The organism is Paenibacillus polymyxa M1, assembly GCF_000237325.1.
Classification (GTDB): Bacteria; Bacillota; Bacilli; order Paenibacillales; family Paenibacillaceae; genus Paenibacillus; species Paenibacillus polymyxa_C.
Map to the genome: position 1 here is coordinate 1,762,299 of NC_017542.1, position 24,484 is coordinate 1,786,782.

General features: G+C 35.6%; 29 protein-coding genes and 3 pseudogenes. 27 read left to right on the forward strand and 5 right to left on the reverse strand.

Annotated elements, in window-relative coordinates; genetic code table 11:
- The first annotated feature begins 40 nt into the window (after nucleotides 1-40).
- The 6 genes and pseudogenes from PPM_RS07805 (at nucleotide 41) to PPM_RS28405 (ending at nucleotide 3,847) form a co-directional block, all read left to right on the forward strand.
- On the forward strand, nucleotides 41-292 hold the full coding sequence (locus PPM_RS07805; RefSeq protein ID WP_013370247.1) for a hypothetical protein: 252 nt from the start codon (nucleotides 41-43) through the stop codon (nucleotides 290-292).
- A gap of 423 nt (nucleotides 293-715) precedes the next feature.
- Nucleotides 716-1,027 (forward strand): hypothetical protein, encoded by a 312-nt coding sequence (locus tag PPM_RS07810; RefSeq protein WP_013370248.1) that lies wholly within the window; start codon nucleotides 716-718, stop codon nucleotides 1,025-1,027.
- Nucleotides 1,028-1,093: 66 nt separating this feature from the next.
- Nucleotides 1,094-1,627, forward strand: a complete 534-nt coding sequence (locus PPM_RS07815; protein WP_013370249.1) for a 3'-5' exonuclease — start codon at nucleotides 1,094-1,096, stop codon at nucleotides 1,625-1,627.
- Between the two features lie 50 nt (nucleotides 1,628-1,677).
- Nucleotides 1,678-2,457, forward strand: coding sequence for an RNA ligase family protein (locus PPM_RS07820; protein ID WP_013370250.1), 780 nt, complete (start codon nucleotides 1,678-1,680; stop codon nucleotides 2,455-2,457).
- 331 nt (nucleotides 2,458-2,788) lie between these two features.
- Nucleotides 2,789-2,908 (forward strand): annotated as a pseudogene (locus tag PPM_RS30585) (DUF1805 domain-containing protein); the annotation flags it as partial.
- A gap of 621 nt (nucleotides 2,909-3,529) precedes the next feature.
- Nucleotides 3,530-3,847: a hypothetical protein gene (locus PPM_RS28405; RefSeq protein ID WP_014599594.1), complete on the forward strand. Its 318-nt coding sequence runs from the start codon at nucleotides 3,530-3,532 to the stop codon at nucleotides 3,845-3,847.
- An 866-nt stretch (nucleotides 3,848-4,713) separates the two neighbouring features.
- On the opposite strand, the gene PPM_RS07835 is transcribed toward PPM_RS28405, so the two are convergent.
- Nucleotides 4,714-6,186 carry an amidase family protein gene (locus tag PPM_RS07835; RefSeq protein WP_013370255.1) on the reverse strand — a complete coding sequence of 491 codons (1,473 nt, stop codon included), beginning with the start codon at nucleotides 6,184-6,186 and terminating at the stop codon, nucleotides 4,714-4,716.
- Nucleotides 6,187-6,819: 633 nt separating this feature from the next.
- Here PPM_RS07835 and PPM_RS07840 point away from each other — a divergent pair.
- The 9 genes and pseudogenes from PPM_RS07840 (at nucleotide 6,820) to PPM_RS07865 (ending at nucleotide 10,816) form a co-directional block, all read left to right on the forward strand.
- Nucleotides 6,820-7,212 (forward strand): hypothetical protein, encoded by a 393-nt coding sequence (locus tag PPM_RS07840; RefSeq protein WP_013370256.1) that lies wholly within the window; start codon nucleotides 6,820-6,822, stop codon nucleotides 7,210-7,212.
- Nucleotides 7,213-7,256: 44 nt separating this feature from the next.
- Nucleotides 7,257-7,703, forward strand: a complete 447-nt coding sequence (locus PPM_RS07845) for a hypothetical protein (RefSeq protein ID WP_013370257.1) — start codon at nucleotides 7,257-7,259, stop codon at nucleotides 7,701-7,703.
- A gap of 372 nt (nucleotides 7,704-8,075) precedes the next feature.
- A pseudogene (locus PPM_RS29920) lies at nucleotides 8,076-8,162 on the forward strand (YHYH domain-containing protein); the annotation flags it as partial.
- Nucleotides 8,163-8,297: 135 nt separating this feature from the next.
- A complete protein-coding gene (locus PPM_RS29925) occupies nucleotides 8,298-8,612 on the forward strand; it encodes a copper amine oxidase N-terminal domain-containing protein (protein WP_013370259.1) in 315 nt (104 codons plus the stop codon).
- A gap of 303 nt (nucleotides 8,613-8,915) precedes the next feature.
- The gene (locus tag PPM_RS07855; RefSeq protein ID WP_013370261.1) at nucleotides 8,916-9,218 is read left to right on the forward strand and encodes a hypothetical protein; all 303 of its coding nucleotides are present in this window, start codon (nucleotides 8,916-8,918) and stop codon (nucleotides 9,216-9,218) included.
- A gap of 29 nt (nucleotides 9,219-9,247) precedes the next feature.
- Complete coding sequence (locus PPM_RS29585) at nucleotides 9,248-9,415, forward strand: hypothetical protein (protein ID WP_013370262.1); 168 nt, start codon at nucleotides 9,248-9,250, stop codon at nucleotides 9,413-9,415.
- A 45-nt stretch (nucleotides 9,416-9,460) separates the two neighbouring features.
- Entirely contained in the window at nucleotides 9,461-9,625 is a 165-nt protein-coding gene (locus PPM_RS29590) for a hypothetical protein (RefSeq protein ID WP_013370263.1), read from the forward strand.
- A gap of 124 nt (nucleotides 9,626-9,749) precedes the next feature.
- On the forward strand, nucleotides 9,750-10,109 hold the full coding sequence (locus PPM_RS07860; RefSeq protein WP_013370264.1) for a UPF0489 family protein: 360 nt from the start codon (nucleotides 9,750-9,752) through the stop codon (nucleotides 10,107-10,109).
- Nucleotides 10,110-10,495: 386 nt separating this feature from the next.
- Entirely contained in the window at nucleotides 10,496-10,816 is a 321-nt protein-coding gene (locus PPM_RS07865) for a hypothetical protein (protein WP_013370265.1), read from the forward strand.
- Between the two features lie 764 nt (nucleotides 10,817-11,580).
- Here the strand turns inward: PPM_RS07865 and PPM_RS07870 are convergent.
- Both PPM_RS07870 and PPM_RS07875 read right to left on the reverse strand, forming a co-directional pair.
- A complete protein-coding gene (locus PPM_RS07870) occupies nucleotides 11,581-11,859 on the reverse strand; it encodes a hypothetical protein (protein ID WP_025676608.1) in 279 nt (92 codons plus the stop codon).
- Between the two features lie 18 nt (nucleotides 11,860-11,877).
- Complete coding sequence (locus PPM_RS07875) at nucleotides 11,878-12,234, reverse strand: hypothetical protein (protein ID WP_013370267.1); 357 nt, start codon at nucleotides 12,232-12,234, stop codon at nucleotides 11,878-11,880.
- Between the two features lie 108 nt (nucleotides 12,235-12,342).
- On the opposite strand from PPM_RS07875, the gene PPM_RS07880 reads away from it, so the two are divergent.
- A complete protein-coding gene (locus PPM_RS07880; RefSeq protein WP_013370268.1) occupies nucleotides 12,343-12,522 on the forward strand; it encodes a hypothetical protein in 180 nt (59 codons plus the stop codon).
- Nucleotides 12,523-12,675: 153 nt separating this feature from the next.
- Here PPM_RS07880 and PPM_RS07885 read toward each other — a convergent pair whose 3' ends face one another.
- A complete protein-coding gene (locus PPM_RS07885; RefSeq protein WP_013370269.1) occupies nucleotides 12,676-13,293 on the reverse strand; it encodes a recombinase family protein in 618 nt (205 codons plus the stop codon).
- Between the two features lie 708 nt (nucleotides 13,294-14,001).
- On the opposite strand from PPM_RS07885, the gene PPM_RS07890 reads away from it, so the two are divergent.
- The 6 genes from PPM_RS07890 to PPM_RS07910 all read left to right on the forward strand — a co-directional run bounded on the left by PPM_RS07890 (nucleotide 14,002) and on the right by PPM_RS07910 (nucleotide 18,072).
- Nucleotides 14,002-15,420, forward strand: a complete 1,419-nt coding sequence (locus PPM_RS07890) for a helix-turn-helix transcriptional regulator (protein WP_013370270.1) — start codon at nucleotides 14,002-14,004, stop codon at nucleotides 15,418-15,420.
- Between the two features lie 579 nt (nucleotides 15,421-15,999).
- Nucleotides 16,000-16,566 (forward strand): C39 family peptidase, encoded by a 567-nt coding sequence (locus PPM_RS07895; protein ID WP_014599596.1) that lies wholly within the window; start codon nucleotides 16,000-16,002, stop codon nucleotides 16,564-16,566.
- A gap of 69 nt (nucleotides 16,567-16,635) precedes the next feature.
- Complete coding sequence (locus PPM_RS07900) at nucleotides 16,636-17,124, forward strand: hypothetical protein (protein WP_013370273.1); 489 nt, start codon at nucleotides 16,636-16,638, stop codon at nucleotides 17,122-17,124.
- Nucleotides 17,106-17,243 carry a hypothetical protein gene (locus PPM_RS29930; RefSeq protein WP_013370274.1) on the forward strand — a complete coding sequence of 46 codons (138 nt, stop codon included), beginning with the start codon at nucleotides 17,106-17,108 and terminating at the stop codon, nucleotides 17,241-17,243. Before PPM_RS07900 ends, PPM_RS29930 begins: the two co-directional genes overlap by 19 nt.
- A 47-nt stretch (nucleotides 17,244-17,290) precedes the next feature.
- Nucleotides 17,291-17,368, forward strand: a complete 78-nt coding sequence (locus PPM_RS30590) for an LPXTG cell wall anchor domain-containing protein (RefSeq protein WP_414056451.1) — start codon at nucleotides 17,291-17,293, stop codon at nucleotides 17,366-17,368.
- Between the two features lie 386 nt (nucleotides 17,369-17,754).
- Complete coding sequence (locus PPM_RS07910) at nucleotides 17,755-18,072, forward strand: contact-dependent growth inhibition system immunity protein (protein ID WP_013370275.1); 318 nt, start codon at nucleotides 17,755-17,757, stop codon at nucleotides 18,070-18,072.
- Nucleotides 18,073-18,229: 157 nt separating this feature from the next.
- Here PPM_RS07910 and PPM_RS07915 read toward each other — a convergent pair whose 3' ends face one another.
- Nucleotides 18,230-18,496: a hypothetical protein gene (locus PPM_RS07915; protein ID WP_013370276.1), complete on the reverse strand. Its 267-nt coding sequence runs from the start codon at nucleotides 18,494-18,496 to the stop codon at nucleotides 18,230-18,232.
- A gap of 246 nt (nucleotides 18,497-18,742) precedes the next feature.
- Here PPM_RS07915 and PPM_RS07920 point away from each other — a divergent pair, with 246 nt between their 5' ends.
- From PPM_RS07920 to PPM_RS07945, 5 genes and pseudogenes are all read left to right on the forward strand, one after another.
- Nucleotides 18,743-19,297, forward strand: coding sequence for a flagellar biosynthetic protein FliO (locus PPM_RS07920; protein ID WP_013370277.1), 555 nt, complete (start codon nucleotides 18,743-18,745; stop codon nucleotides 19,295-19,297).
- Between the two features lie 1,479 nt (nucleotides 19,298-20,776).
- The gene (locus PPM_RS07925; RefSeq protein WP_013370281.1) at nucleotides 20,777-22,123 is read left to right on the forward strand and encodes a WXG100 family type VII secretion target; all 1,347 of its coding nucleotides are present in this window, start codon (nucleotides 20,777-20,779) and stop codon (nucleotides 22,121-22,123) included.
- Entirely contained in the window at nucleotides 22,123-22,530 is a 408-nt protein-coding gene (locus tag PPM_RS07930; RefSeq protein ID WP_013370282.1) for a hypothetical protein, read from the forward strand. The genes PPM_RS07925 and PPM_RS07930 overlap by 1 nt, the downstream gene beginning before the upstream one ends.
- 798 nt (nucleotides 22,531-23,328) lie before the next feature.
- A pseudogene (locus PPM_RS07940) lies at nucleotides 23,329-23,878 on the forward strand (RNA 2'-phosphotransferase).
- Nucleotides 23,879-24,074: 196 nt separating this feature from the next.
- A complete protein-coding gene (locus tag PPM_RS07945) occupies nucleotides 24,075-24,377 on the forward strand; it encodes a YunC family protein (protein ID WP_013370286.1) in 303 nt (100 codons plus the stop codon).
- Nucleotides 24,378-24,484 lie beyond the last annotated feature (107 nt).

The window sequence follows — 24,484 nt, forward strand, 5'->3', positions numbered from 1 at the left end:
TTTGAGAGTATATTTAAAACAAGCTAGAGGAGATTTTATAATGGGGGCATTTGTTTTACTTTTTAAAGAACATGAAGATGAGACAGTAGTTATTTATAGATATGGCCCAAATGAACACATTATGGGGAAAATTCAATTGAACAAGGAGACTAAGTTGTTCTCTGAAATTGAACCTTTATCAGATCCGAGTTATTCAAATAAATTTTATTTTGATAGGGCTGCACAGCGGATGGCACGTTGCTTCGTTAAAGAAGATGGTATATTTCCCGACGAGATGACATTTGAATCATAAAGTAGTTTAAGAAGTTCAATTACTATCTTTGCCTGTTGACGTTTAATTCAATTACACGGTTAGTTAAACGCAATAACTTTTAACGCATGATCCCTCAATTCGGTGAAATGCTCAATACTTTCAATCATGGTGGACTGTTTAAAAAATGAGAAGCTATATCTAAAATTCCAACTTTTTCTGCTGGAAGCGTAACTGACATATAATCCCGTCCATTAGAGTGTGGCTGACCAAGATTTCTTTCGCTAGAAGTGGGTTACTCTAAGGATAGTGAGTGGAATTTGATTGTGAAAGTAACATCAGGCAACTTCGCACGACTCATCAAGATTGATCGTTGGGATTAGTATTTAATAATTATCTTGGAAATATATAAAAGCTTGGGAAGAATCAAAATGAATTTTTCTGTTCATGAGGAGGGCGATTGTAATGAAAGAAGGGTTGACACTAGAATTTCATAAGAACAAATTAATTTTTTTTGAATTCAAGAAAAAGGCTGTCACTCTGATACCTGATATTATTCGCGAGGAATTCAAGGATGCGCAAGTGATTAATGAGCACAACAGTAAAGAAAAAGTGATTTACCAGGTATACCTATATGAAAACGACATAGAATTTACCATTCGAATTATCGCTTCTTATTTCTATGATTCCATCATCATTATCGCTGACGAAGTAAATATAACAATCAGAGCTTATCAAGTCTTGCATAAAATACTTGCAAATGGCTCATTGGCTTGAAAGATGGCTAACCTAGCTATACTATGGTGAGAGTAAAACAAGATTTGACATGAGAAAGGATAAATAATGAACTACATAATCTTTGATTTAGAAGCTACCTGCTGGGAGAATGATCGAACAAGGCAGAATGAAATTATTGAAATTGGTGCTGTCAAAGTAAATGTAAATTTAGAGATTATAGGCGAATTTCAAACTTTTATTAAACCTAAATTGAACCCACAATTATCTGACTTCTGTAAGAGTCTAACTTCAATTTCGCAGCAAGATATTGATATGGCAACATATTTTCCACAAGCTATCTATAAGTTTCAAGAATGGATTGGTAAAGAACCCTATTATCTTTGTTCTTGGGGATTTTATGATAAGAGTCAACTGAAGAAGGACTGTGAGTTACATAAAATCAGAACTGAATGGATTAGAAATCATATAAGTATTAAACATCAGCATGGAAAACTAATTGGAAATGATCGTGGAGTTGGTATGGAGAGAGCTTTAAAGATGCTTAATCTGCCATTGGAGGGTACTCATCATAGAGGAATTGATGATGCAAAGAATATCTCAAGGATTTTTGTTAAGATATTTGACCGTTTGAAGCTTTAATTAACCGCACATATAACAATGATTTTTTAGTTGGATAAAAGGAGACAAACATGGATATACAAAAAATTAATTCGATTACGAAGTACCCTAGCATTCTTACATATCATGAAATAGGCGAAAGAGGGCGGCTAAAAGGTACTCTTACTCAAGCTAAATCCTTTCCTTCTGATGAGATACTATATTGTTATGAGAAAGTAGATGGTGAGAACTCAAGAATGATATTCATCAACGATGGTGAAGAAGCGGATTATTTTATAGGTTCCAGAGAGGAGCTTTTAACTTCTAAAGGAGATAGAATAGCAAACCCTTACGGTAATATTGCAGAATTTTTAAAGCCATTAGCAGAAAAGTTGAAAGGATCTATTTTTAAGAATCGAAACGATCTTGCGTTAACTGTTATCTATCAAGAATCTTATGGAGGAAAAACTCCTAAATCTAAAAACTATACGCAGAATAAAACACAAGGTTATCAAGTATTCGATGTTTTTTCCCTCACATGGGAGCAGTTTAATGGATTGATGAATAGGGATGTATCTGCTATAGCATCTTGGAGAGACAATGGAGGACAGCCATTTTACAATGAGACAGAGAAGCGTAGATTGGTTGATGGCTTTAAATTGGATGCTAGCCCTATCGTAGACCATTTAAGTTCAGATCTTTTTCCTGAGTCAATTGATGATGTATACACGTATTTGAAGAGGTATGGATTTACTAAGGTAGGTATTGATGTAATCGGTAAATCCGAAGGAATTATTGTTCGAACAGAAAATAGAAGCATGATTCGAAAAGTTAGATTTGAAGATTATGAAAGAACCCTAAGAGCCAGATAAAAGATTAATTTGGCCAAGATCGCTTAGGCGGTCTTTTTTTGGTAATTTAAGTAGGAAAGATATTTGAAATCTAAATCCATTGACTTTATTAACCAGGAGCATATCAATCGTTCAAATTGTAGTGCGGTCGTACCTTCTTAAAAAATACGATAGAAACAAATTAAGGAAAAGACTAGATGGAATGATTCGTCTAGTCTTTTTGATATCGCCTGTTTTACTGTACATAAATAAGCTTCTTAATATTTTGAATGTATCCACGGGTGTCCACACTTACCCGCAAATGCCGCATAAAATATCCCGGATGAACAAAGAGGAGGTGCATGTAATAACCATGATACACATGGAACCCATTCAAGTGGGTGAGCATACATTTATCGGAGTCGAGGTCAAACTGTCTAAAACAACGCTATTGACGATCTCTAACTCCCGTGGTTACACCATGTGTGGTGCGTCTAATATGTACCGAATTTGGGGTAATAAAATTTACTGCTGTTTAATCCTTAAAGTCAAGCAGGACAAGCTTTCATAGCAATTTTCAATTTACTGTTCTGTACTGAATCATTCTATTAAAATCTTATAAATGACTGAATTTTGTGACCGCATTTGTGACCTTTTGGAGGAGGACAAGCATGTGACTGTGCATCATACTCCTGTGAGGTCTGCTCAAATGGTTGTTTGAGTTGAGCCATAAAAAATATATTAAAAAGAAGATATTTGTATATGGACAAAATGATTGTACGATATAGTATTCTTCGTAACAATGGCTTTGGAAAGTTTATTCTGGAGAAGAAAACTGCAACTGTGAATTGTGAAATGAACTTAAAAGACTACGAGTACTATCAAGAGAGCATAGTAAATGAGATAAGCTCAAAGGAAAGCGTACAAAGGACAACATATGTTTATTCATTCCAATTTCATATAAAGTATCAATTGTACACATGATATATTTTAAATTCAAAGAGCTGTTCACATTATATTCACTATTATTAACAATTAATTCAATTTTTTGTTTACTTTTGGTAATTGTTCTACTATGATAAATGTGTATTCCAAATATGAAAGGATGATAGAGATGAAAAAGAAACTATTAGTTGGTCTGTTGACTGTCGTTGCTTGTTTCACACTTGGATCAACATCTTTTGCGGCTAGTGCTACCACACAAACCTCCAATACTAACTCAAGTAAAATTTCATCAATAACACCTTTTGAAACAAAATATGTAACTCATCAAGAGGTTTTACCAAAATCATCTTTCCCTGATCTTGCTAGTTTGCCTATGTATTATGGTTACAATCAGGATGGATGGACGGGTACCATACCTTTGCGTTCTGTGGATGGACAAACAGGTTACACTTGGACAGTCACTTATGCAGGATGGGTAAATCGATAAGTTTAGTTAATTAATTTTATGAATAGTAGGCTCTATATCTATTTACCTGAGCCTACTATTCATATAGTGTACATACATTATCATCAAATCTTTATTTTGCTGGATTCTTTCTTCTTCAAATAAAGGTGAATTATTCTATATTATTTTCAGTACACTAGATAAAACACCAATTTTACCATCCAGTTGCCCCCATATTGACGGTGACTGGATTTTTTTATCCAATCTCAATATGCACTTTTTTTGTGCAGATTGATAGATACCTTGATATTGGGAAGCTTCTACGAAAATTTCGGGGAACCTTATTGATGTCCTAAACTTAACTTAGGGCATTGTTGCCATTACTAATACTTAAACAATATCAGTATTAGACTACTAAGTTAAGCTTAGTACGTTTAAATGGTGGGATTTCCTACATTTCTGTGTGTATGAATATCAAACGAAATGGGTGTCATCAAGTGTCACCCTAAGAGAATATCAAATTGTAATGTCGTCACTATTCCATGTCACCAAGTGACACGATTCCTACTCCGCGAAATCGCGGAAAATTCATTCATGAGTGAGGGAGTAAAATTGTGCTGTTTCACTTTTATTCTTCGCTGGACAGAATTGTCCAATGTAACGATGTCGTTACAACTTGATGTCCGGTGACAATAGAGTTTTAGACCAAGAAAACAAAGTTGTAGACTGGCTGCTGGTATTAAGCTAACGGGCAGTATGGCGTAGCCATGATATTTGAATATATGATACGGTTCACCGTACCGTAGTGTATTTAAACACAAAGTACAATTTGACCACAAAATATACCTCCATATAAAGACAAAGCCACTCCTTACAATGGAGTGGTTTCTTTGCATGGAACTTCTCTTTTACTTATGACTGAGTAACGGCTTTTTTCTATGTTTCGTTCGTTGTTCATATGCAAATGCTATACGAATTAGCATAGGTTCACTAAATGCCTTTCCTGCAAACGTAACTCCAAATGGTCTGCCGTTGTCTTTGAAGCCAGCGGGAACAGCTACTGATGGATACCCTGCCCTTGCACAAATTTCTGCTCCCACATATGATGGAAACATAATTGCATCCAATCCGTATTTCGCTATGGCATAATCTATGCCTTCATTCTGGGAATAATATAAATCAGTTAAAGACTCTAATATATAGTTCGGATTCTTCAATGGATTCACTAAATGTTGACGGTTCTTCAGTAAATCTTGTCCATATTTCAAAGCCTTCTCGGAGTTTTTTTCGTTCCACTCAACCAATTCACTAAAGGTATGTACAGGCATACTTTGTGGAAGGTTTCGGAGATAGTTATCAAGACCATGCTTAAATTCGTTATTCAACTTGTTCCAATTCCATTTCCTATCGAAGGCTGGCATTTCAATGTCTTCAATGACGATTGCTCCCGCTTTTGTTAGTTCCTCTACAGTATTATTAAATAATATTTTATCATATTCGTCAGGGTCACGAAATTGCTCTAATGGTACATCTCTATAAACCCCAATTTTCGCCCCTTCTAAGCCATTCTTGTCTAAGTAAGTTGAATAGTCAATCGTATCATCATTTTTCCATGTAGCAGGGTCATCATCGTCTTTGCCTGCAAGTACACTAAGTAAGATTGACGCATCTGATACTGTCCTTGCCATTGCTCCAGCGGTATCTTGAGAATAGGAATAAGGTATTATACCTGTACGACTTATAAGCCCAACTGTAGGCTTTATACCAACAATCGAGTTTTGAATAGCTGGACTTAAAATTGATGCTGAAGTTTCCGTTCCAACTGCAACACTTGTAAAATTTGACGCCACAGCTACAGCAGAACCAGTACTTGACCCACCCACGAAAAAGTCACCGTATGGATTTAATACTTGTCCGCCTTTAGAACTGTAACCTGCACACACTTTTGAGGATACACCGTTTGCCAATTCAGTCATGTTTGTTTTTCCAAGGATAATGGCTCCAGCTTCTCTAAGTTTTTTTACAAGAAAGGCATCCGTTTCGCTAATGTTGTTTTCCAGTGCCAACGCTCCCGCACTCGTCCGCATTTTGTCCTTTGTTTCAATATTTTCTTTCAACAAAACAGGTATACCATGTAAATACCCTCTAATTCCTCTTGTTTTTCTTTCTTTGTCTAGGGCTTCTGCAATGAAAATCGCATCTGGGTTGATTTCCATTATAGAATTTATATTTTGACCACTCTGGTCGTGTGTTGCAATACGATACATGTAGTACATAACAAGTTCCCTAGAAGTAACCTCCCCTTTTCTCATTGCTTCTTGCAATTCAAAAATGGTTACTTCCTCACCATTTAGATTCTTAAGTTTAAAATTAGGTTCCATTTAGTTGCTCCTTCAATGATGAACTTTTCTATTAGAAATTACATGAAATCCATGCTTTGTGTACTATCTTTTATACTACCATATGTTGGAACTGACTACAATATCCGTTATCTCTTCATATTCTGCTTATAGTCGGTCTATGGAAGTGCCTACGGTATATGTGATAACGACTAACATGGAAAAGGTGTACTCCCCCTATCCCTAACCACATCATGAGAACGACTAAACAGCCTTCACAGGCATGTTTCAATCCTACATTAAGATCTATCACAACCCTATCAAAAATTGTTCAGAAGACCACACAGACCCACCCCTGCTCAAACATACAATGTCAATAACTTCGAGGGTGTAGGAGTGTCAGAAAGTCTGCCTAATGGATTTGAAATGTTTCGTATGTCTATTAGTAACATCTGAAATGTAAAATTATCTAATTTATCTGATAAATTGTAGGATAACTCACGGTGAACCGCATCATAAAGAGTGTGAAGTCATTGAATTAACGGGATAAGTTAGTTTAATAAAACAGCAGCAGTCGCTATCCAAGTATTTGAGCATGGCAATGACGATAATTGGACTTGTATTATCGAGCCAGCACCGTACAATCCTAACTTGTCGATTAATGAGCTAATCAACATGCTCAATATTTCTCCTGAAGCAACTGGCATTCGCAATGACATGCAAATCATATTGAACACAGTTGAACGCCGCAATGAATATGTAAGTCGTATCGTCAATGTTAATGGTGAAAGTAGATTTCTTCTGCTTCATCAAATGAAAGATGAATATTTACAGCATGACCAACTGACAGATGAAAAGTTCATGTATTTGTGCGCTGTGAATCCTGTGGAAGCTCTGACCCTGTATTTCTTGCAGTCTATTGATATCATCATGTATTGGGAATGGGCTAACGCTAACGGCACTGCTGAGAAGGCTATACAGTACAAACGTGAGGAACCTTTGTTGCCGTTTATACAAGTTATTGAACGTGCTGAGGATGAATCGAGAGGAATTGTTTCAGGTTTCTAGGGTGTCACGTGACACAACTATTTTCCAAAAGGAGAAGATAAATAATGACAATCACATTGAACAACAAAGGGATAGTCAATTTGACCACTACTCAAACTCCATATCACTCTGACCTGACAATTGAAAAGCTTTGCTGGTTTCTCGAAGTTTCACCTAAAGCAGAGATCCTAGTTACCAAAATGAAATTTATGCTTAGAACCGTTGAGCGCATGAATGAATTTCTTCAACGTAAGTTGCCCACAATGACTGGATTGTCGTTGCTTACTGTTATGCGTAAAGAGGATATTGATGCACATGGATACACTTTTAAAGCTGACTTTGTATACGACTATTACCGCAACAAAAAAGGAGCGCTGGAGAAATTGTTTCAAGAGGAAATGCCAACTTGGAAAGTAAATAGGCTTAAAAAAGATGATCCAGAACGTACATATGACGGTTACGTTGAACGTGGAAAGTATTCATCCTCGTTGGAAGTGGCATTATCTATCTAACTGTTACCTATTGAGTTGATAAAGGAGCGATAAACAATGTATAGATGTGGACGACTCATAAAGGGTAAACTTTTTCTACAGACTTGGGATGGTCAATTAATCAGTCTGAAAGTGCTGGCTCAAGCCAACAGATAGGCATATGTAAAACAAGAGAGAATGTGTATATAGGAGTCAGGGAGGGTTAAATTTAGCCCCAAGTAAAAAAGGAGAAGTAAACAGGTATAGCTTTTTAGCATTTGTTGGATTTATTTAAGTATGAAACAAAATTCTTCCTTATTATTGGAACAATGTGCTAATATAATAGGTATATAATACCAAAAGAGAGTTGTAGAAAAGTAAAAAAATAAGGTATTAGCTAGTTCATTCGCCTTGGTGTTAATTCTTTCCAGTACTAGTGCATATGCTCATCCGGGTAGAACTGATTCAAATGGTGGACATTATTGCCGTACTAACTGTGCTAAGTGGGGACTCCAAGACGGGGAATGTCACTATCGTTCCTCATCTTCAAGTTCAAGTAAATTAACTCCTAAAAAGAGCGTTGCAAAGCCTAAAGCAGCAAAGCCAGCTTATAAAGAATCTGGATTAAGAGTTTACGTGAACGGAAATAAATTAAGCGTTAGTAGTGAGCCATTGATTTATCAGAATACCAATTTGGTTCCACTTCGCGAGATTGCTGAAGGCTTGGGTGCTACCCTGAACTATGATAATAATAGTGGCACAATTGGTGTAACTAAAGGAAATAGTAAAATGACACTTACCATTGGAAGCAAAATAGTGTTTTACAATGGATCATCTGAAACAGTGAGCGCAGCACCTAAAGTAATAAAGGGAGTTACATATGTTCCTGCTCAGGTTTTTGCTAGGGGATTAGGTGCAGGAATTGAATTAGACAGTATTATAACTCTTTGAAAATAACATATTAGAGCCCTGTAAATAAGATAGAGAAGTTTTGTGACTACCTTCAATATACCAATTAAAGTATCACAGGTTTTAGAAAAGTTACATAAAATCTGTGATGCTTTTCTGTTATATATTGATAACTGTGTTGTAAGTAAAAAGATAATTTTATAAGGAATTGATTTATATTAAAGAGCAGCTAAAGATGGTAGCAACCAAAGTAAGGAGAGCAATTGAGAGTATTGATCCAAACAAATTCTCTATGTACTGCCAGTTCCATCATGGATTTCCTGATGGGCATGTGGAGATTCAAGTATGATCATAGGGAAGTTGTTGCTGGATGAATTTGAAATTGATTGTGATTATGTTACTGGCAATTGTACTATTGAAGGTCACGAATCAAAGACTCACGTATGGTTAGAGTATGAAGGATATAAAATTGACATTACAGCGGATCAATTTAGAGATTTATTTAGAATAACTGAAGAGATTGTAGTCAGCGCAAATCATGAATTGTATAAATATTTTGAAGTAAAAGAAACAAGGAAAATATCTGAGCACTTCCCTAATGAATTAAGGACGCCTTATATTTTGATAAGAGATTTAATCTATAACTAAATTAATCTTACACAGGATAGGGTGAATTCATGAATAAGCAAGCGCTCAAAGGGTTTGCTCTGATTTGTATCGTTGCTTTACTCATACATAAGTGGCTATTTGTAACACTTTTGTTTGGTGGGATAGTTTTCTATGTTATTGGCAAAATCGACTTTTATCAAATGAAGGATGCCTATAAGTCAAAAAAGAAAAGGTAAAACGAATCTTTGATTTGGGTAATATCAATTAAAGGAGAGGATTCCATGAAAAAAGGCATAAAAATTAGCGGAGCAGTTTTTGCTACTAAAGGTAACATTGATCACGATGAATTTATTGATAAGTTTATAGAGTTTGTTGAATCTAATGGCTGGGAATTTGGTGGAGGAAGTAGATTAATAGATGAAGATGGAAATGATATTAAAGAATAAAATATGACTTTCATAAGCTGATATAAAGAAAACTAGATTTTGATTAGGAGGTTGTAAGATGAATTACCCTTAGAGCAAAGATATTGACTGGAAGCTACAGTCAAAAGACAAGCAAGTGTATATTATGCGAGATCATAACTGGTCATTTGCTGCTTGGGAAGTATCTAAAATAGAGAATAGAATTCAAGAGGGTTCATTGGTTGTTCATGTTGATTCACATTTTGATGATGTGCCAGATGGACTAGTAGTAAGAGGTTTATTTGAGGCGAAATCCAAAGAAGACATCATGAAGGTAAGTAGAAGCTATGACAGATCATTGGGGCAAGTTCCTGAGTCTAATTTGATGCATATAGACAATTTTATTTGGGCATTGATTGGAAGAGGAACCATTGAAGAAGTAATTTTTGTATCAAGAGACAAACTAGAACTTAATGTTCTGCCAGATGTGCGAGAAGAGTATGCACATTGCCTCCCTGAAAATTGAAAGTATAGTTCAAAGCTATTCCCTAATACTGAAGAATTTTTGATTCATATGATGGTGAAAAGTTTTGCAGAGTACATAGGTAATGGTCTGCTATTCTAGACCTTGATATTGATGCTTTCAACAATAGCGACACAATCGGAGAGTCCGACTTTATTTCGGAAGAAACAATAAGAGAATATATTAAAGGTTTGAAAGAGTTGTATCCATGGGATTTGATAACAATCGCCATTTCGCCCGATTATTCTGGTGGAACCACAGGGGCATCGTATTTGTAAAATATAGTTTTGAGTGAGTTGGGTATAGATTTAACCGATATGGAGAAGTGGTAGGACTATGTTTTATTCAAGTCGATGAAACAAATACTTCATAACAAGGAGTACATGAAAATGGGACACGATATTAGTGGGTTTAACAAGGAAAACAAAGAAGTTGTGTATACTCGATACGGATCTTGGAACGAAGGCGCAAGGTATTTATATAGAGTTCTAGATGTTCAATTATTAGACGGTGGGGTTAGTGGTGTAGGTGAAGAAATTTATTTCGATGAAAACCAAATTAGAGATGCTATTTTAAAGTCCAAAACAATTGATTGGTCTAACATTGAACAAACCGAGCCTGAGTATGAGAAAGACAAATTAGCCAAGTTTCTCGATGGACTTTTAAGCATAGCTACCAACGAAGGCAAGGTAAAAGTTTATTTTGGATAAATCATACATTTCATTGTGAGGGGACTTGGATTGGAAACAAACTACTGGAGTAAACTTTACAATTCTTTTGAGAGTGACTCAAAAATACTTGTATATTGGAACTTATTTATAGCGCTATCCATCCCTTTCATTATTTTTATAAATAGTAGAATGGGCATAGATATGTCTTTGATTTATAATCATTACTAGCATCATGTTTATTTATTCTTTTGTATGTACTATTAAGTTGAAGGGAGGAAATAAGCTTCCTTGGTGGACATATCCAATCTTATTAGTTCTTATTCCGATAGTAGCATCTTACCTTGTTCGTTGGATTGGCGATGATATGACTTCAGGAATTGTTATAAACTCAAATCCACAACAATTAAAATCTGCATCAACAGAAGATTTAAAATACTCTATATTTTCAGCGATACGTTCAGGCTCCGAAGAGGTATGGAGATACTCGGCAATATTCTCTGATATGTATTTTTTTCAGAAACAATTAAGTAAATTATATTCATGCTCATTGATGAAGTATCTATTCTTAATGATTTCATTTTTGATCATTACATTCCTTTTTGATCATTACATTCCTTTTTGGGTGGATACATACTCTGGGTTATTCCAATTCATACTTTAATTTCGATGTAATTATAGTGATCGGAATGATTTCCAATTAGCAAATAAACTGGATTGAAAGCGGGAGATGCATCGTTGTATGTTACACCTAAGTTAGTGTGCGAAAAGTTATCGTGGTGACTATTGATAATAGTGTGAAAAAATTAACTCGATTTTCCTAACTGTGAAAATGCCATCTTATAAGCCACAAACGTAATAATTGCGTAGATAAAACCATGTAGAATCCAAGCATCTATATTAACTGCAATGGTTTTTAAATTGGTGGCAATAAATATAAGAGGCAGTAACAAGGCTAGAATTAATCCTAAGTAGATGTTTCCTTTGAAATAGGCGAAACATACTCCGATCAAGATTGCAAGAATGGGGCAAAGTAAAAAAGTAGGGAGGAGAGGATTAAGTTTTGGAAATAACCAATAAATCATAATAATCACTCCTTAAAGTTATTTAGTCAGAAAAAAACGAATCATTTCCTTGTTTGATTTAAATGCTAGAGGAATGACATGTAATTCTTTGCCTGTCAATAAGTCATATTCTCTTCTTTCTCTTATTCTATCAACAGGAGAATTTTTGACATAATCATATAGGACAAAAACAGATCCCGCAAGATACTGTACTCCAGATATTATTCCTTTCTCATTTTGTATTTTTTCGGATACAGAATTGCTTTGTTTTAATCTCAGCTTTTTAGGATTTTTGTTGAGGTCATTGAAAATAGTATAATTTAAGTCTTCAGAGAGAATATATAATTTATCGTTGTAAATTTGGCTGTCATAAAACAAAAATGAAGTATCTGACAATGATGTTTCATTCTCTAACTTACCATTCCGAAAATGATGGGTCTGGTTACCCGATTAAATTTTCTGGGAATGGATATACAAATTAATTAATGAAAGGCTAGGGAAGAAGTGAAGGCTATATTAAAATTTTTGACCCTTACTGTTACGTTTGCTGTAGTTATTGGTAATAATGTTTTTGCTAGTGACGATACTTCTGAAGAAATGAAGGGCGTTACAAAAGCAATAGTCCCTGACAGTGTATTAGAAGAACTTAATCATCCTGATAAAATCTATACTAAAGATGGGTGAAAGTGAATCTGCTAGGGGCAATTTTAGAAATTAAATAGACGTTTATGATGTAAAATACCCCCCGTCCTTTTTATTGTACCTGCTAGTATTCGATCAGCAGACATAACAAAGAAACCTAGACATAATCATCTAGGCTCCATACACATGAACAATTTATCCTACTTGTTTCTGTTGCTCATATTCCTTTACCCTGCGATAGAACGTGTTAGGCTTCATTTCTACGCGCTTCATTGCTTCGACTGCTGTTATTCCACCTTGCTTCCATTCCTCATATGCTGTAATAAACTCATCACTTATTGCCTTTTTAGGCCGACCAAATACCACACCATTATTTTTGGCTGCTGCTATATCTTCAGATTGTCTACCGTTTATCTTCTCACGTTCACGTTCTGCCATGTAGCTGAGTAATTCAAGCACGATACTAGATATAACCTTTTCCAAACCATTTTGATATTGTCTAGTGTCAAGGATAGGCATATCAAGGATAACAATGTGTGCACCTATCTCACACGTTATATCTTGCCATTCACGTTTGATTTCTTTAGCATTCCGTCCAAGCCTGTCAAGTTCCTTAATGAACAGAATGTCTCCGTGTCTAAGTACGCTCTTTAATGTTTGATATTGTGGTTTGTCAAAATTCTTGCCACTTTGCTTATCAATGAAGTAATCACGTTCCATAATACCTAAGTCCTTCATCGATTCTAATTGTCTAGCTTCATTCTGATCTTTACTCGATACTCTTATGTAAGCATAGCGTCTAATCTCACTCATATGGATCATCCTCTACTATGTCATTAATTATATTATAGCAAAAATATGTAAAAATGTATGCTATATGACAAAGTATTGGAAAAAGACTTGGCTAAATTGAGCATAATAAAAAGGGCAACCGAAGTCGCCCTAGATATTCCAATTATACAACTTAACTTTTCAAATGCTTTAGTACACAAATCTATTTACTGTCTTCTTCCTTGATGTAAGTAGCGTCATATTGAATGATTGCTTTAGTTTCATCAGTAGTCTTTGAAACGTCGTAGACTACTTCATCTTGACTGAACTTATCTTCATCATGGAGAGATTGCGGTTTTTTTATAAATAAGTCAAGTTATTTTTTGACTCGATACCGTCCCTAATATCATTAAGGTTGCTTGTATGTCATACATCCAATCTAGGCTCAATTCATAGATTAAAACACAAGGGAATGCGAACCTGACTATTAATCTGGTACTTTGTATTGGATGAGTTATGTTCTAATTTTTCAAATAAACTATACATCAACATAAAGATGATATCCTTAATCATGAAATCATCGTAACTATCCCAAAAGGTATCTTGAGTACTATATGAAAGGTATATGATTTTATACCAAAAGATGGTACAATCAAGATCACTAGAACTTTTTACTACTTGTTTCACAACTACATAATAAATTTAACTTTGCATCGTATTGTTAGTCTGTGTTGAAAGGGTGGTTTATCGATGAAAATTACACCCACGATTAGAGCAGAATTGGAACAATTTCTACAACAAGAAGGCTTAACATTATCTAAATTTGGACAAATCGCAGGGATGAATAGAGGAATAATAAGTAGCATTGTAAAAGGTAATAAATCTATGTCTATTAATCAGCTTGATCGAATTACTGAAGCTATGGGCTTACCAGAAGGTCGCTTTTATGATCTATTTATAGAAAATTATATTATTGACCATCCTCCTAATATGAGACGAATCGAGCCGTTTTTGTTTCGCTGTGCGGAGTTGGACAAGTTGGATGCAATCCGTCGAGTGGTGGGAGCCATCATGGATAATCTGCTGTATTCACCCAAGCTATTTGAAATTGCAGAAGAATTGTTGTCGCAGGGAAGACATGCGGCTGCATTGCTACTCTATGAGGGGGTAGCTGAAGCGGAGAGATATCAACATTCTGAACGTTTGGCGGTTTGTCAATATCGTATATTCAAGATTCAGATTAGTGACGATCAAAGCCAAAATGTCGGGGCGGCAGCCGTATTTGAGGCTTTTGTCGAACGACTAGATGAAATAGACCAGCTTGACGCATTGAAGGATTTAGCAAACGTATACAGGTCTTTACGAAAATGGGACAAGGTTGAGGAAATGGCGATAAAAATGAGAGCTAAAGCCGAGATCCAATATACAATGAAACATCAACAGAACAGCCGAGAACAGACCGAATCTAGCGACAAGCTAAGTCGTCCCTTGTTTGTGTACATTGCTTATGCAGACTTGCTCTGTGCTAATGCATGTGAAGAGCAGGGTAATTATGAGCAGGCATTACACTATACATATGCCTACTCCAATTTAGATTGGGTTAGAGAGACCGATGAGGATACCCAGCACTGGATTGGTTTGTTTAAACACTGGTCACAAGCTAATATACTTGCATATAGGCTTTTATCTGGTGATGTGAGTGCGCTTCATGAATATCTAAACTTTATTGATGACTCATCAGATACGATTCAAGAAGATAGGGTAACTCAATTACTTAACATAATGACGGCGGCTAACCGTTATGAGCTTGATTTAAACGATATACTTAAACGATTTGAAACAGAAATTGGGTCTTTATCTCAGCGACCATCATCAGATGATATGTATACCCAGCAAGTAATACCGGAATACTCTGCACTTTGTGGATATGAATTGGCTTATTATTATTTAAATCATGGGATGCATTATGATGGCTTTAATCATTTGTTTTGTGCAATGGTAAAAGCGCATATACTAAATAATGAGACATATTTTATAAATTGTATGGGGTTGTTTGTGCGTTTCAAAGCCCATGCGGTATCTGAAACCAAAACAGAGTTTTACAATCTCATTGAAAAGGTGTGGTTAAACAATGTTGAAAAAAATGGTAATGTTGATCGTTGTGAGTAGCTTTTTGTTCACTTTAGCTGTGCCTATTTATCTGGACAGTCACAATGAAGGATTTCAAATCTTTGCAACACATGGAGGAGCTTAAATACGAATTGATTTGAAAATTTGTTAAAACTGCACCCCCTGAAATAGGTCTAATTACGGAACCCAACAGGCCACCGCAGGGGAATCTCAAAAATCTATTATTAAATAATGTCCTATTCCAAGACCTACAACTAAAGTAGGTCTTCTTTGTGATTCGTTCAGACTGTTTTTGTGAACTATCCACTATTAACTAAGATGAGGATTTGAATAAGGAGGTGCATTATGATAGGGGACGACGGTTTACGTCAAAGGATGGTGATACCTTCAATGTTGTGCGTAATTAAGGAAGTAGCAGGATACAGTTTTCTTAAAATTGTTAATATTTTAACACTTACAGGAAAATGATTAATATAGTTCTACTTGCTATTTTTGCTAGAATGTTGAATAAAATGTTATATTATTGTATTTACTGTGATATTATTGGATTGTATTCCAAATAAGAAGAAAGGAAGTGTCATTACATGAAAAAAAATCAAAAAGATAGCATTTGTGCTTATGGGGGTATTAGCACTTAGTGCTATCGCTCCATTAACATCAGCCCAAGAGATCAATTCAGACAAAAGCACGCCTAGTTACATAGATTACAAATCTCTTCATGTGCCTTCACATAAACAAGAAAAATCTAACTGGTGCTGGGCTGCTACTTCACAGATGGCTATAGAACATTTAGGTGGAAATAAAACTCAATCTCAAATCGTAAAATATATTAAAGGTAGTCTCGTAAATAAGGGAGGCTCGGATAAAGAAGTAAAAAGCGCGCTAGCATATGGGGGGGTGAGCTCTACAATTGATAAAGAGCCGATACCCTTTGGAACTATTATCTCTCAAATAAAAAGAAATCAACCGCAATTAGCGCATATCGTGTGGAAGGACGACTCTGATCTTGGACATATGTATCTAATAAATGGATATTCAGATAATACAAATTTAGGATTTCAAAAAGTATATTACAATGACCCTGCCGTTGGTGAGAAGATGGATAAAATAGATTACTATGATGGATTTGTTAATAACAGAGATTTTAGTTGGTATAGCACTATAAACGAAATTTATGTTGATTAAAAGCGAGAACTAAGGAGGACTGATAAAATTTATAAAAAAATAATTGGAATTGTATTTTCTTGTATCTTATTGTTTCCTATAGCGGTCTTAGCGGCAAATGAGGTTCCGCAAGAAGTTGAGCAATCTATTGAAAAGGATTTGGGGAATTTCAAAGATGATATTAGAAAGAATACGGGATTTAAAATAACAACTACTAAAGAAGGGGAAAATTTAACTCTTGATGAAGGTTTTAAGGTTTACACTGTTAATTCTAAAGCTGTTAGAACAGGGAATACAGATAGAGCTAATGACATTTTAAAATCTAAAGGGTACTTATTTTCCATAAAAAGTGGACAACAAAATAACGGTATTGTTTTTTCAGAAGATGGGAAAAGAATACGATCAGCTTATAGTGATCTTGAGTTTCCGAGTCAATTCGAAGAAGCAAAGAAATTGATTGGCTACGATGAAAGCAGCAAACTGATATATGATGAGACGGTTGCTCTAATTTCTGATATAGATGGAAAGAAGTTGTGGTTCCTCTTAGAGAGAGCGTATACATGGACTTTAAGCCAATGAAAGGGTACAATCTACAGGAATTTGTAGAGTTTCTATCTGCCAATGAGAAGGCTCGACAAGAAGCTGCTGAAAAAAATGATTCAGATGAAAGATCTCTGGAGGTAGTCCATCTAGTCTAAACTCGACTACTTCGCAGGTCATTACAAGCAAAATTAGCACAGAAAAAGTGTCACTATTTTCTATTGCTGGGTTAGCAATTATTGGTGGCATTATTTTCGTAATTAAGAGAAGAAAAAAGGTGTAGATTAATCTTTATATAATAAACCGTGTAATAGTTTTGACATAATTAAACGGGATTGGTGTGTTGGATGGATATAGCTGAATTAGTGCAGTATTTAAATCGGATGAGTTCTAGCATAAGTGAAATAGGGGATAAAACTAGTTCAGGTTTACAGAACATTGAAATTAGATTGAGTGACTTAGATAGCACCTTTACTATGACTAATGTTTTACTCTTCATTCTAATTATTGTTGTTGCCCTAAATACATTCCTAAAATGGAAAAATTCAAAAAATTAGCTATCAGCTCATTGCATATGTTCATACATGAATGCCCCTATACATGTCAGAAAGTTGCGGCGATCTGGTTAGGGGCTTATTCTTATGGATTGAGTATAGGAGCTACTAGTACATGAAGAAGAATGCGAGCCTAAAACACAAATATATGGAACAAGAAGTGAGTTATGAAAATTTGAAGTATTTTATAGAGAGTTACTTTAATTGGAGTATGGATTTTGCTGATTTAGAGAACTTAATTGAGGAGTTTAAAAGTAGGGAGTTACCTGCTTATGTTGAAGGTCTGACTCAGGAGATCGAAGTAATAAATGAACTAAAGAATTGGGATAATGTACAAGAATTTGTTTATTTATATGGACAAAGAAATTTGAACATTAAAAAGATTGAGTGCATAATTGAGTTGTTGCTGACAAAATTACATGGAGATAAATAAAAAATATTTTGTAGAGCGATAGAATAAAAATATGACGAAAAGGTCTAATTACGAACTAACAAGTCACCACGGAGGAATTTAAAGCACGATCATGAGTATTCTTCAGCAAAAGGACTCCAACCATGTATTATGTTGGAAGAGTCCTTTTGTGTTCATCTTACAGCTTATTCTCATTTACCAGTTTTAAAATAGGGTTTAGGAACTCCTCGGTATAAAAGAAACCGCCCTTTGAAGGAACATTCACTCGACTGTGGTCAAATACTTTGAAATCGTCAATGTTTGTTATCTCATGTGTTTCACTGTCATATACTAATTCAACTAAATTTTTATAGCCTTGCTTTGATCTAGGGAAGCACAGTACATCTTGAATTGTATCATGGGAATCCAAGACATAAACATGGGTGTCAGTAACTCTATAATTCATAATATCTCTCCTTATAAAGGTATAAAGATATAATAGTACAACTTTACCACTTACAAAGGTGCGATTAAAAAGTATGGTAGAGGAATTTCGGTATTCAAAATATATAATTAATTAAAAGTGTAACATATACTCTAAAGTTGTACACCTTACTTCAAACGAAGGTGCGTCAAAATTGACTCACCATGCTCCAATAACAATTTGAACTTGGTCAGTATTTATATCAAGGAAGGATTAGGAGGGAAAGATATGAGAAAAATAGGGATTCTTTTGTTGTCTTTTTCTTTGTTTTTTGTTTTTGGAGCAAGTATACAAGCAGCAGGTGTTAGTGATTCAATAGCCAAAAAAGCAGATCATGCGTACAACTCAAATCTTAAAAACACTGCTTTAACAATCTCGTATAAGCATAAAGGGAAACAGTTTGATTATAAGTCCCAATATATACCGATAAAAGATTTGTTTAGTGGTTATGTGGATTCAGTTTCATGGGATGCTAAGAAGAAGGTAGCACTTGTAGAAAATCAAGGTAAAGTGTTTGTTTTGAATGTCTCGGGGAAAGAAATAACTCCTTTAAGTACCCAGATTGTTGCACCGACAGAATGGACACGTATTTCAAAGGGGGGCGTTGAAATAAAAGCATCAGTTATCGCTTATGTTTTTGATAGATACGGTGACAGTTATAAAGATAAAGAAAGAGAAGCTTGGAGAGAAAAACTTAATTTTTTAGATATAAAAGAAACGGATGGTTTACCTGGTATAAGAGATGGTTATCTTCATGTTTCTCTAGCTTACAATGACAAATGATATTTAATTAGGTGTAGTCACCTTAATGACTACACCTTTTTTGATATTTGTGGAATATTTTCCCCTACAGTTATACACATCTTTAATTGTACATACAGTCTGGTTACAATTTTATCAAATAGGTTGCATCTGAAAGACAACTGTAGACAGTTTCGAACTCTGGTATTCAAGCTAAGGGCTAACATGTAGGAAGTTAGCATGTTTGTATAAATAGTATGGAATGCTTGTTCGTCTCTAATCTTGAAAAGATGTGGTTATGAATGTTAGAAAAATGGTACTTCTAATCATTGCGGCTAGTTTTTTTTTATCGTTATTATACCTGTCCAGTCGAATAGCCATCAGGTTAATCCATACTATGATCCAATTGGTGGAGCATGAACGTAAATGAAATTTGAATGAAAAAGTTTTGGAATAATGCAATCCTAAAATGGGTTTAATTGCGAACCGAACAGGTTACCGCTGAGGATTTTAATCATTCCTAAAACGAGTCAATGGGAAGCAAAGCAGATCATTAAATCATAAAAAATTTAAGTGAAGGTTAGGCGAGATTGTCCTTCTAGCCTTTTTTTATGTATGGTTGAAACGTATTGATGTTTTCCTCGAAAATAGTCTCAAAAATAAAAGCCCTCCTTTTACAAGGAAGGCTCTTGCCTTTAGAAAGCTGTGATACAGCATTCCCAACAATCCAATTGTATAGAATAGAGTGCATAGTCAAGGTCTTACGTTACTAATAAATTGATAATATCCCACAATAGCAAAAAAAACATAAAATAAAACAATCGCTAAGACGGAAAAGCAAGCTATCTTCCAAGCCTTCTTCTTATTCATGATACATCCTTGATTATTGAATTATTGGGAAGGCACATGCAGATTATTGACCGCCCACAGGTTTAAAAGGAAAAAGACGATAATGATTTCGTAAAATCCTAATTATGATAAAAATAGTTTTCTTTTACGTTGGTTTAAGTTGAATACCCAACCATCAAGTTGAGCCTTGCTATTACCATAGGTAAAAGGCAATTTATCAGTAAGAATAACTAGTTTTTTCAACTTCAATAAAAACACACCCTTTTCGATATTTTTTAACCACCATCTAACCGTAACAAAAAAGTAAATGTTTGTATTTTATAAATAAAAAACAGTTGCCTTGATAAGAGGTAAAGTCAAATGATTTTACTTTTGGCAAAAACTCAAGAGGATATTGCAAACGATTTGAACATAGCAACTCAGCAGCTACACAACTATAAAAAATTCCTGAGTTGTAGGATATGGTTGAGGGACGTAGTTTAAAGCTAATAGTGCAACTTTGATCCATGCAACTTAAAACAAGGGGTATAATACTTTTGACATAGTAACCTGTTTATTTCAGTCCATTGGTCACATAATATAAAAAGGAAATATCAGGATAATAGATGGATGTCACTAAACATCTCCTTCTGATAAGATTATTTCCATCAAAATTAAAGTGGACGTGGTAGAATGGGGAGAATATTAGTTCCACCTGATAAACTGATGGAAGTTGCTGATCAGTTCTTACACGGAAAGCATGAAATGGAACGTATGCTGAATTTTTTGAGTGGACGGATTGATTTTGTTCAACAAGGCTGGTCTGGAGCTGCCCAGGAGAGATTTTTTCAAGAATTTCAGGTTTCTCGACAATCCATGAGTGTGACGCTTGAGCGACTATCAGCAGTAGCACAAGAACTTATTTTCATTTCAAAAAACTTTACACAGGTGGACGGGGAGAAAGTCGTATTGGATGTGCCGTGGCTTGGTACCCCTGTTAAAACGGCATCCACAGGTGAAGGTTGGTTACATAAAATCTTTGAACAAATTGGACAAGCTGAGATCACCAAGGCTGAAGCTCAATTGGAAGCTAGTAAACTTCAAGGAGAAATCCTTTGGGATACTGCACAGGGAGCAAAAGGAGCTATTCAGGGGAATTTGACATTGGGGATGCTGCCAGATAAAGAACGAGATTATAATCATCCGATGGCAGCTAAAGTAGGAGAAATTCTCGGTCACGTAGCTACGACATTGCAGGGAGCTGGTGAGGTAGTAGCTGGATTAGGTGGAGAAGGATTATCAGTTGCTGTTTCATCTACAGGAGTAGGGAGTATAATCGGGGTACCCGGATTAATTGGATCGGCAGCTTTGGCGGCGCATGGAGCTACAACTGCGGTTAAAAGTGCAAAAGGAGTAGGAGAAAGCTCAGCAAAATTGTGGAAGATGGCGAAGGGAGAAGGTGGAGGCTCATCAAAATCTACTCCTTCTTCGGGAGCTAAGGCAGAAAGTGCAACTCCTACTGAAAGTAAGGGGAGAAATCAGGAAGAACTAAAGCAAAAATTGTCGCATGAACGTGAATTGAAAGCAGACAAGAAACCCGAAAATCGTATGGAAACATTAGCTCAAGCAGAAAAGAATATTGCTGAACATAAAATGCAGATGGAAAAACTAATCGACAGTGATGGGAACTTTAATCTTAGTAATGGACTAATAGAAAATGGAAAAATAAGCAAACACCAACTACAATCTTGGGTACCATCAGGAGCAAGTAATAATTTTAGACCTGATCCTGGTATTATTGAGAGTGGTTATAAGTATAATTTTAATTATAATGGGACAAAGGTTGAAATAAAATGGCACTCACCACAGCTTAACCTGAGCAGCAAGCTTTCTCCATCTGAGCTCGCTGCAAGCAATTCCTATAACGGATGGAGTGCACAAATCAAAATAGGAAGAAAGTATTTGGGTACTGACGCGAATTTGTATAGAAATAATCAGCAAAATATATATACCAGTGGATCTTGGGAGGTAAACAAATAATGAATTTGAAAGAAATTAAACAGTTGCCTGATGTTATGTCAAAAGAACAGTTAGAGGCCTATATTATTCAATATTTAGACTTCATTGAAGATTTAGAGAAGATGAATGTTCTTGAAACGTTGGAATGTTTTTCGGAATTTGCTGACAGGAAGACTTATACTTACGAATTGTTAAGTGATTCATTGAGAAAAAGATTAGACAGCTTTGTCCAGAAAATATGGGATGATACATCTTCAGAGTTAGTAGATGTGTATTCTTCAGTTGTTGTCAATCTGAACTTAAAAAGTAGCTATAACTTGATGAAAGAATCTTTAAACAAAGATTTGGATAAAGGTGTAAGGGAAATCATTGAGGAAACTGTAAATGAAATTGGTGAAGATATAGAGGTTCCCTTTAAATTGAACTAATATGTGAGTTCAGAGCTAGATATACATGATTTCAGCGATGTTGATTTGCCTCGAAGCTTGCTCCTTAAACATAAGGAGTAAGCTTAATTTAAAAGAAATTTTGCGCTAGATGAAGCTCAAGCTAGTATAAGAGCAGCAAGGTTTGCTCCCGATTTAACATCAATAGAAAGGATGACGCTACTAAGGGATGCCCTAACCCGAATAAAAAGTGCTGATTTGCGTATACGCGATGTGAAATGAAAGCTTTGTATTGAAAAACGATAAGGGGCATCGTTTGAAATGGAAAAAATAATGGATGTTAGTTTGACTTTTCAATCAAAAGATGAAGGTACAATCATTGTCGGAACAAGCAAAGGATTAGATTATTTAACCTACCCAGAAATAAAAAAATCATAGCAGATAAAATTCTTATTAAAAATGAAGATCAAAATGAGATGGTATTAAGCGTTAGCTTCATTCAAATTTCAACTTCAATGGCTGAAAGAAAAAATATTGGTATTTGTATTGGTAAGTTAGCATCTCCTGACCTTGTTCAAGTGGAGGCAAGTATTTATAGTTTGGAAACTATGGTAAGAACAGACTAATGAGACTGTTCGGTAAAGCTCAATCACCATCTTTGCGAGTTGAATCGTTTAATTCAATTACACGGTTAGTTGGACGTAATAACTTCCAACGCATGGTCCCTCAATTCGTTGAAGGCTTGGTACTTTCAATCATGGTGGACTGTTCAAATAATTGGATATATATACTTAAAATCCCAAAATAGATAGACAAATATTTTATTAGAAGGAGTATGTAATGTTAACGCCAAAACAAGAAGAAAGCCTTAGTAAATTTATGAGTAAGATTCTTAGGCATACACCAGAACAGTTTGGTCTTGAGCTAGACCATGAGGGTTATTGTGACATTTTAAGACCTGCTTCGAGGAATAAGATCAGAGAATAGATGGTCTGATGTCAGTGAGTCGGATATCAAGCAAGTAGTAAGCCATTGTCCAAAACAAAGATATGAGATGGTTAATGGGTACATAAGAGCTAATTATGGACACAGTGCAGGCAGATTAAATTATGAGGAAGCTACTCCACCAACGATTCTCTATCACGGTACAAACACAAAGGTAGTCCATAACATTTTCACTGAAGGAATTAAGCCAATGGGCAGAAAGTATGTACATCTGTCTGAATCCCTAGAGTTTGCAATTTTAGCAGGCAAAAGACGTGGAGAACTAGTGATCCTTGAAGTAGATACAGAAAAGGCATTGGCTAATCAAGTGAAGTTTTATAAAGCCAACCACGGTGTTTGGCTTGCCGACCTTGTGCCGCCACAGTACTTAAAAAAGTTTGAATAAAGCGTAACCCAGACCGTTAACGATGATCACCGAGACTAGATGAGGAAAAATTCGTCTGGTCTTTTTGATATCGTCTATTTTGCTGTACATACATTCCCCTCCTAATATTTTGAATGTATCCACGGGCGTCCACACTCACCCGCAAATGCCGCATAAAATATCCCGGATGAACAAAGAGGAGGTGCATGTAATAACCATGATACACATGGAACCCATTCAAGTGGGTGAGCATACATTTATCGGAGTCGAGGTCAAACTGCCTAAAACAACGCTATTGACGATCTCTAACTCCCGTGGTTACATCATGTGTGGTGCGCTGGATGTCGTATTGCTCAATGAACGGCTGGCGGATCGGAAAATTCTTGCCGCACGAGCTGTGGGGGTAAAAACGCTGAAGGAACTGTTGGAAGCACCGATGGAGTCAGTGACAACGGAAGCCGAGCAACTTGGAATTAAGCCAGGGATGCCAGGCTATGAAGCACTATTAAAACTGGTGTAGAAAGCCTAGTAATAGTTGTTGGATAAAAGCAAAAAAATTAAAAAACCGGGCGCTATGGTATTATCCCCTTCTAGTAGACAAGAGAGAAAAGACATCTGTTAAGATGG

What these genes read in the sequence shown, in the direction of transcription:
- PPM_RS29590 (WP_013370263.1), top strand. Translation starts at nt 9,461, where the DNA reads ATGAAAAAAGGCATAAAAATTAGCGGAGCAGTTTTTGCTACTAAAGGT.
- PPM_RS07815 (WP_013370249.1), top strand. Translation starts at nt 1,094, where the DNA reads ATGAACTACATAATCTTTGATTTAGAAGCTACCTGCTGGGAGAATGAT.
- PPM_RS07910 (WP_013370275.1), top strand. Translation starts at nt 17,755, where the DNA reads ATGAAGAAGAATGCGAGCCTAAAACACAAATATATGGAACAAGAAGTG.
- PPM_RS07870 (WP_025676608.1), bottom strand. Translation starts at nt 11,859, where the DNA reads ATGATTTATTGGTTATTTCCAAAACTTAATCCTCTCCTCCCTACTTTT.
- PPM_RS07915 (WP_013370276.1), bottom strand. Translation starts at nt 18,496, where the DNA reads ATGAATTATAGAGTTACTGACACCCATGTTTATGTCTTGGATTCCCAT.
- PPM_RS07885 (WP_013370269.1), bottom strand. Translation starts at nt 13,293, where the DNA reads ATGAGTGAGATTAGACGCTATGCTTACATAAGAGTATCGAGTAAAGAT.
- PPM_RS07890 (WP_013370270.1), top strand. Translation starts at nt 14,002, where the DNA reads ATGAAAATTACACCCACGATTAGAGCAGAATTGGAACAATTTCTACAA.
- PPM_RS07860 (WP_013370264.1), top strand. Translation starts at nt 9,750, where the DNA reads ATGCGAGATCATAACTGGTCATTTGCTGCTTGGGAAGTATCTAAAATA.
- PPM_RS29930 (WP_013370274.1), top strand. Translation starts at nt 17,106, where the DNA reads ATGGACTTTAAGCCAATGAAAGGGTACAATCTACAGGAATTTGTAGAG.
- PPM_RS07925 (WP_013370281.1), top strand. Translation starts at nt 20,777, where the DNA reads ATGGGGAGAATATTAGTTCCACCTGATAAACTGATGGAAGTTGCTGAT.
- PPM_RS07810 (WP_013370248.1), top strand. Translation starts at nt 716, where the DNA reads ATGAAAGAAGGGTTGACACTAGAATTTCATAAGAACAAATTAATTTTT.
- PPM_RS07895 (WP_014599596.1), top strand. Translation starts at nt 16,000, where the DNA reads ATGGGGGTATTAGCACTTAGTGCTATCGCTCCATTAACATCAGCCCAA.
- PPM_RS07845 (WP_013370257.1), top strand. Translation starts at nt 7,257, where the DNA reads ATGACAATCACATTGAACAACAAAGGGATAGTCAATTTGACCACTACT.
- PPM_RS07945 (WP_013370286.1), top strand. Translation starts at nt 24,075, where the DNA reads ATGATACACATGGAACCCATTCAAGTGGGTGAGCATACATTTATCGGA.
- PPM_RS07920 (WP_013370277.1), top strand. Translation starts at nt 18,743, where the DNA reads ATGAGAAAAATAGGGATTCTTTTGTTGTCTTTTTCTTTGTTTTTTGTT.
- PPM_RS07930 (WP_013370282.1), top strand. Translation starts at nt 22,123, where the DNA reads ATGAATTTGAAAGAAATTAAACAGTTGCCTGATGTTATGTCAAAAGAA.
- PPM_RS29585 (WP_013370262.1), top strand. Translation starts at nt 9,248, where the DNA reads ATGAATAAGCAAGCGCTCAAAGGGTTTGCTCTGATTTGTATCGTTGCT.
- PPM_RS07855 (WP_013370261.1), top strand. Translation starts at nt 8,916, where the DNA reads ATGATCATAGGGAAGTTGTTGCTGGATGAATTTGAAATTGATTGTGAT.
- PPM_RS07865 (WP_013370265.1), top strand. Translation starts at nt 10,496, where the DNA reads ATGGGACACGATATTAGTGGGTTTAACAAGGAAAACAAAGAAGTTGTG.
- PPM_RS07805 (WP_013370247.1), top strand. Translation starts at nt 41, where the DNA reads ATGGGGGCATTTGTTTTACTTTTTAAAGAACATGAAGATGAGACAGTA.
- PPM_RS07835 (WP_013370255.1), bottom strand. Translation starts at nt 6,186, where the DNA reads ATGGAACCTAATTTTAAACTTAAGAATCTAAATGGTGAGGAAGTAACC.
- PPM_RS07820 (WP_013370250.1), top strand. Translation starts at nt 1,678, where the DNA reads ATGGATATACAAAAAATTAATTCGATTACGAAGTACCCTAGCATTCTT.
- PPM_RS28405 (WP_014599594.1), top strand. Translation starts at nt 3,530, where the DNA reads ATGAAAAAGAAACTATTAGTTGGTCTGTTGACTGTCGTTGCTTGTTTC.
- PPM_RS07840 (WP_013370256.1), top strand. Translation starts at nt 6,820, where the DNA reads ATGCTCAATATTTCTCCTGAAGCAACTGGCATTCGCAATGACATGCAA.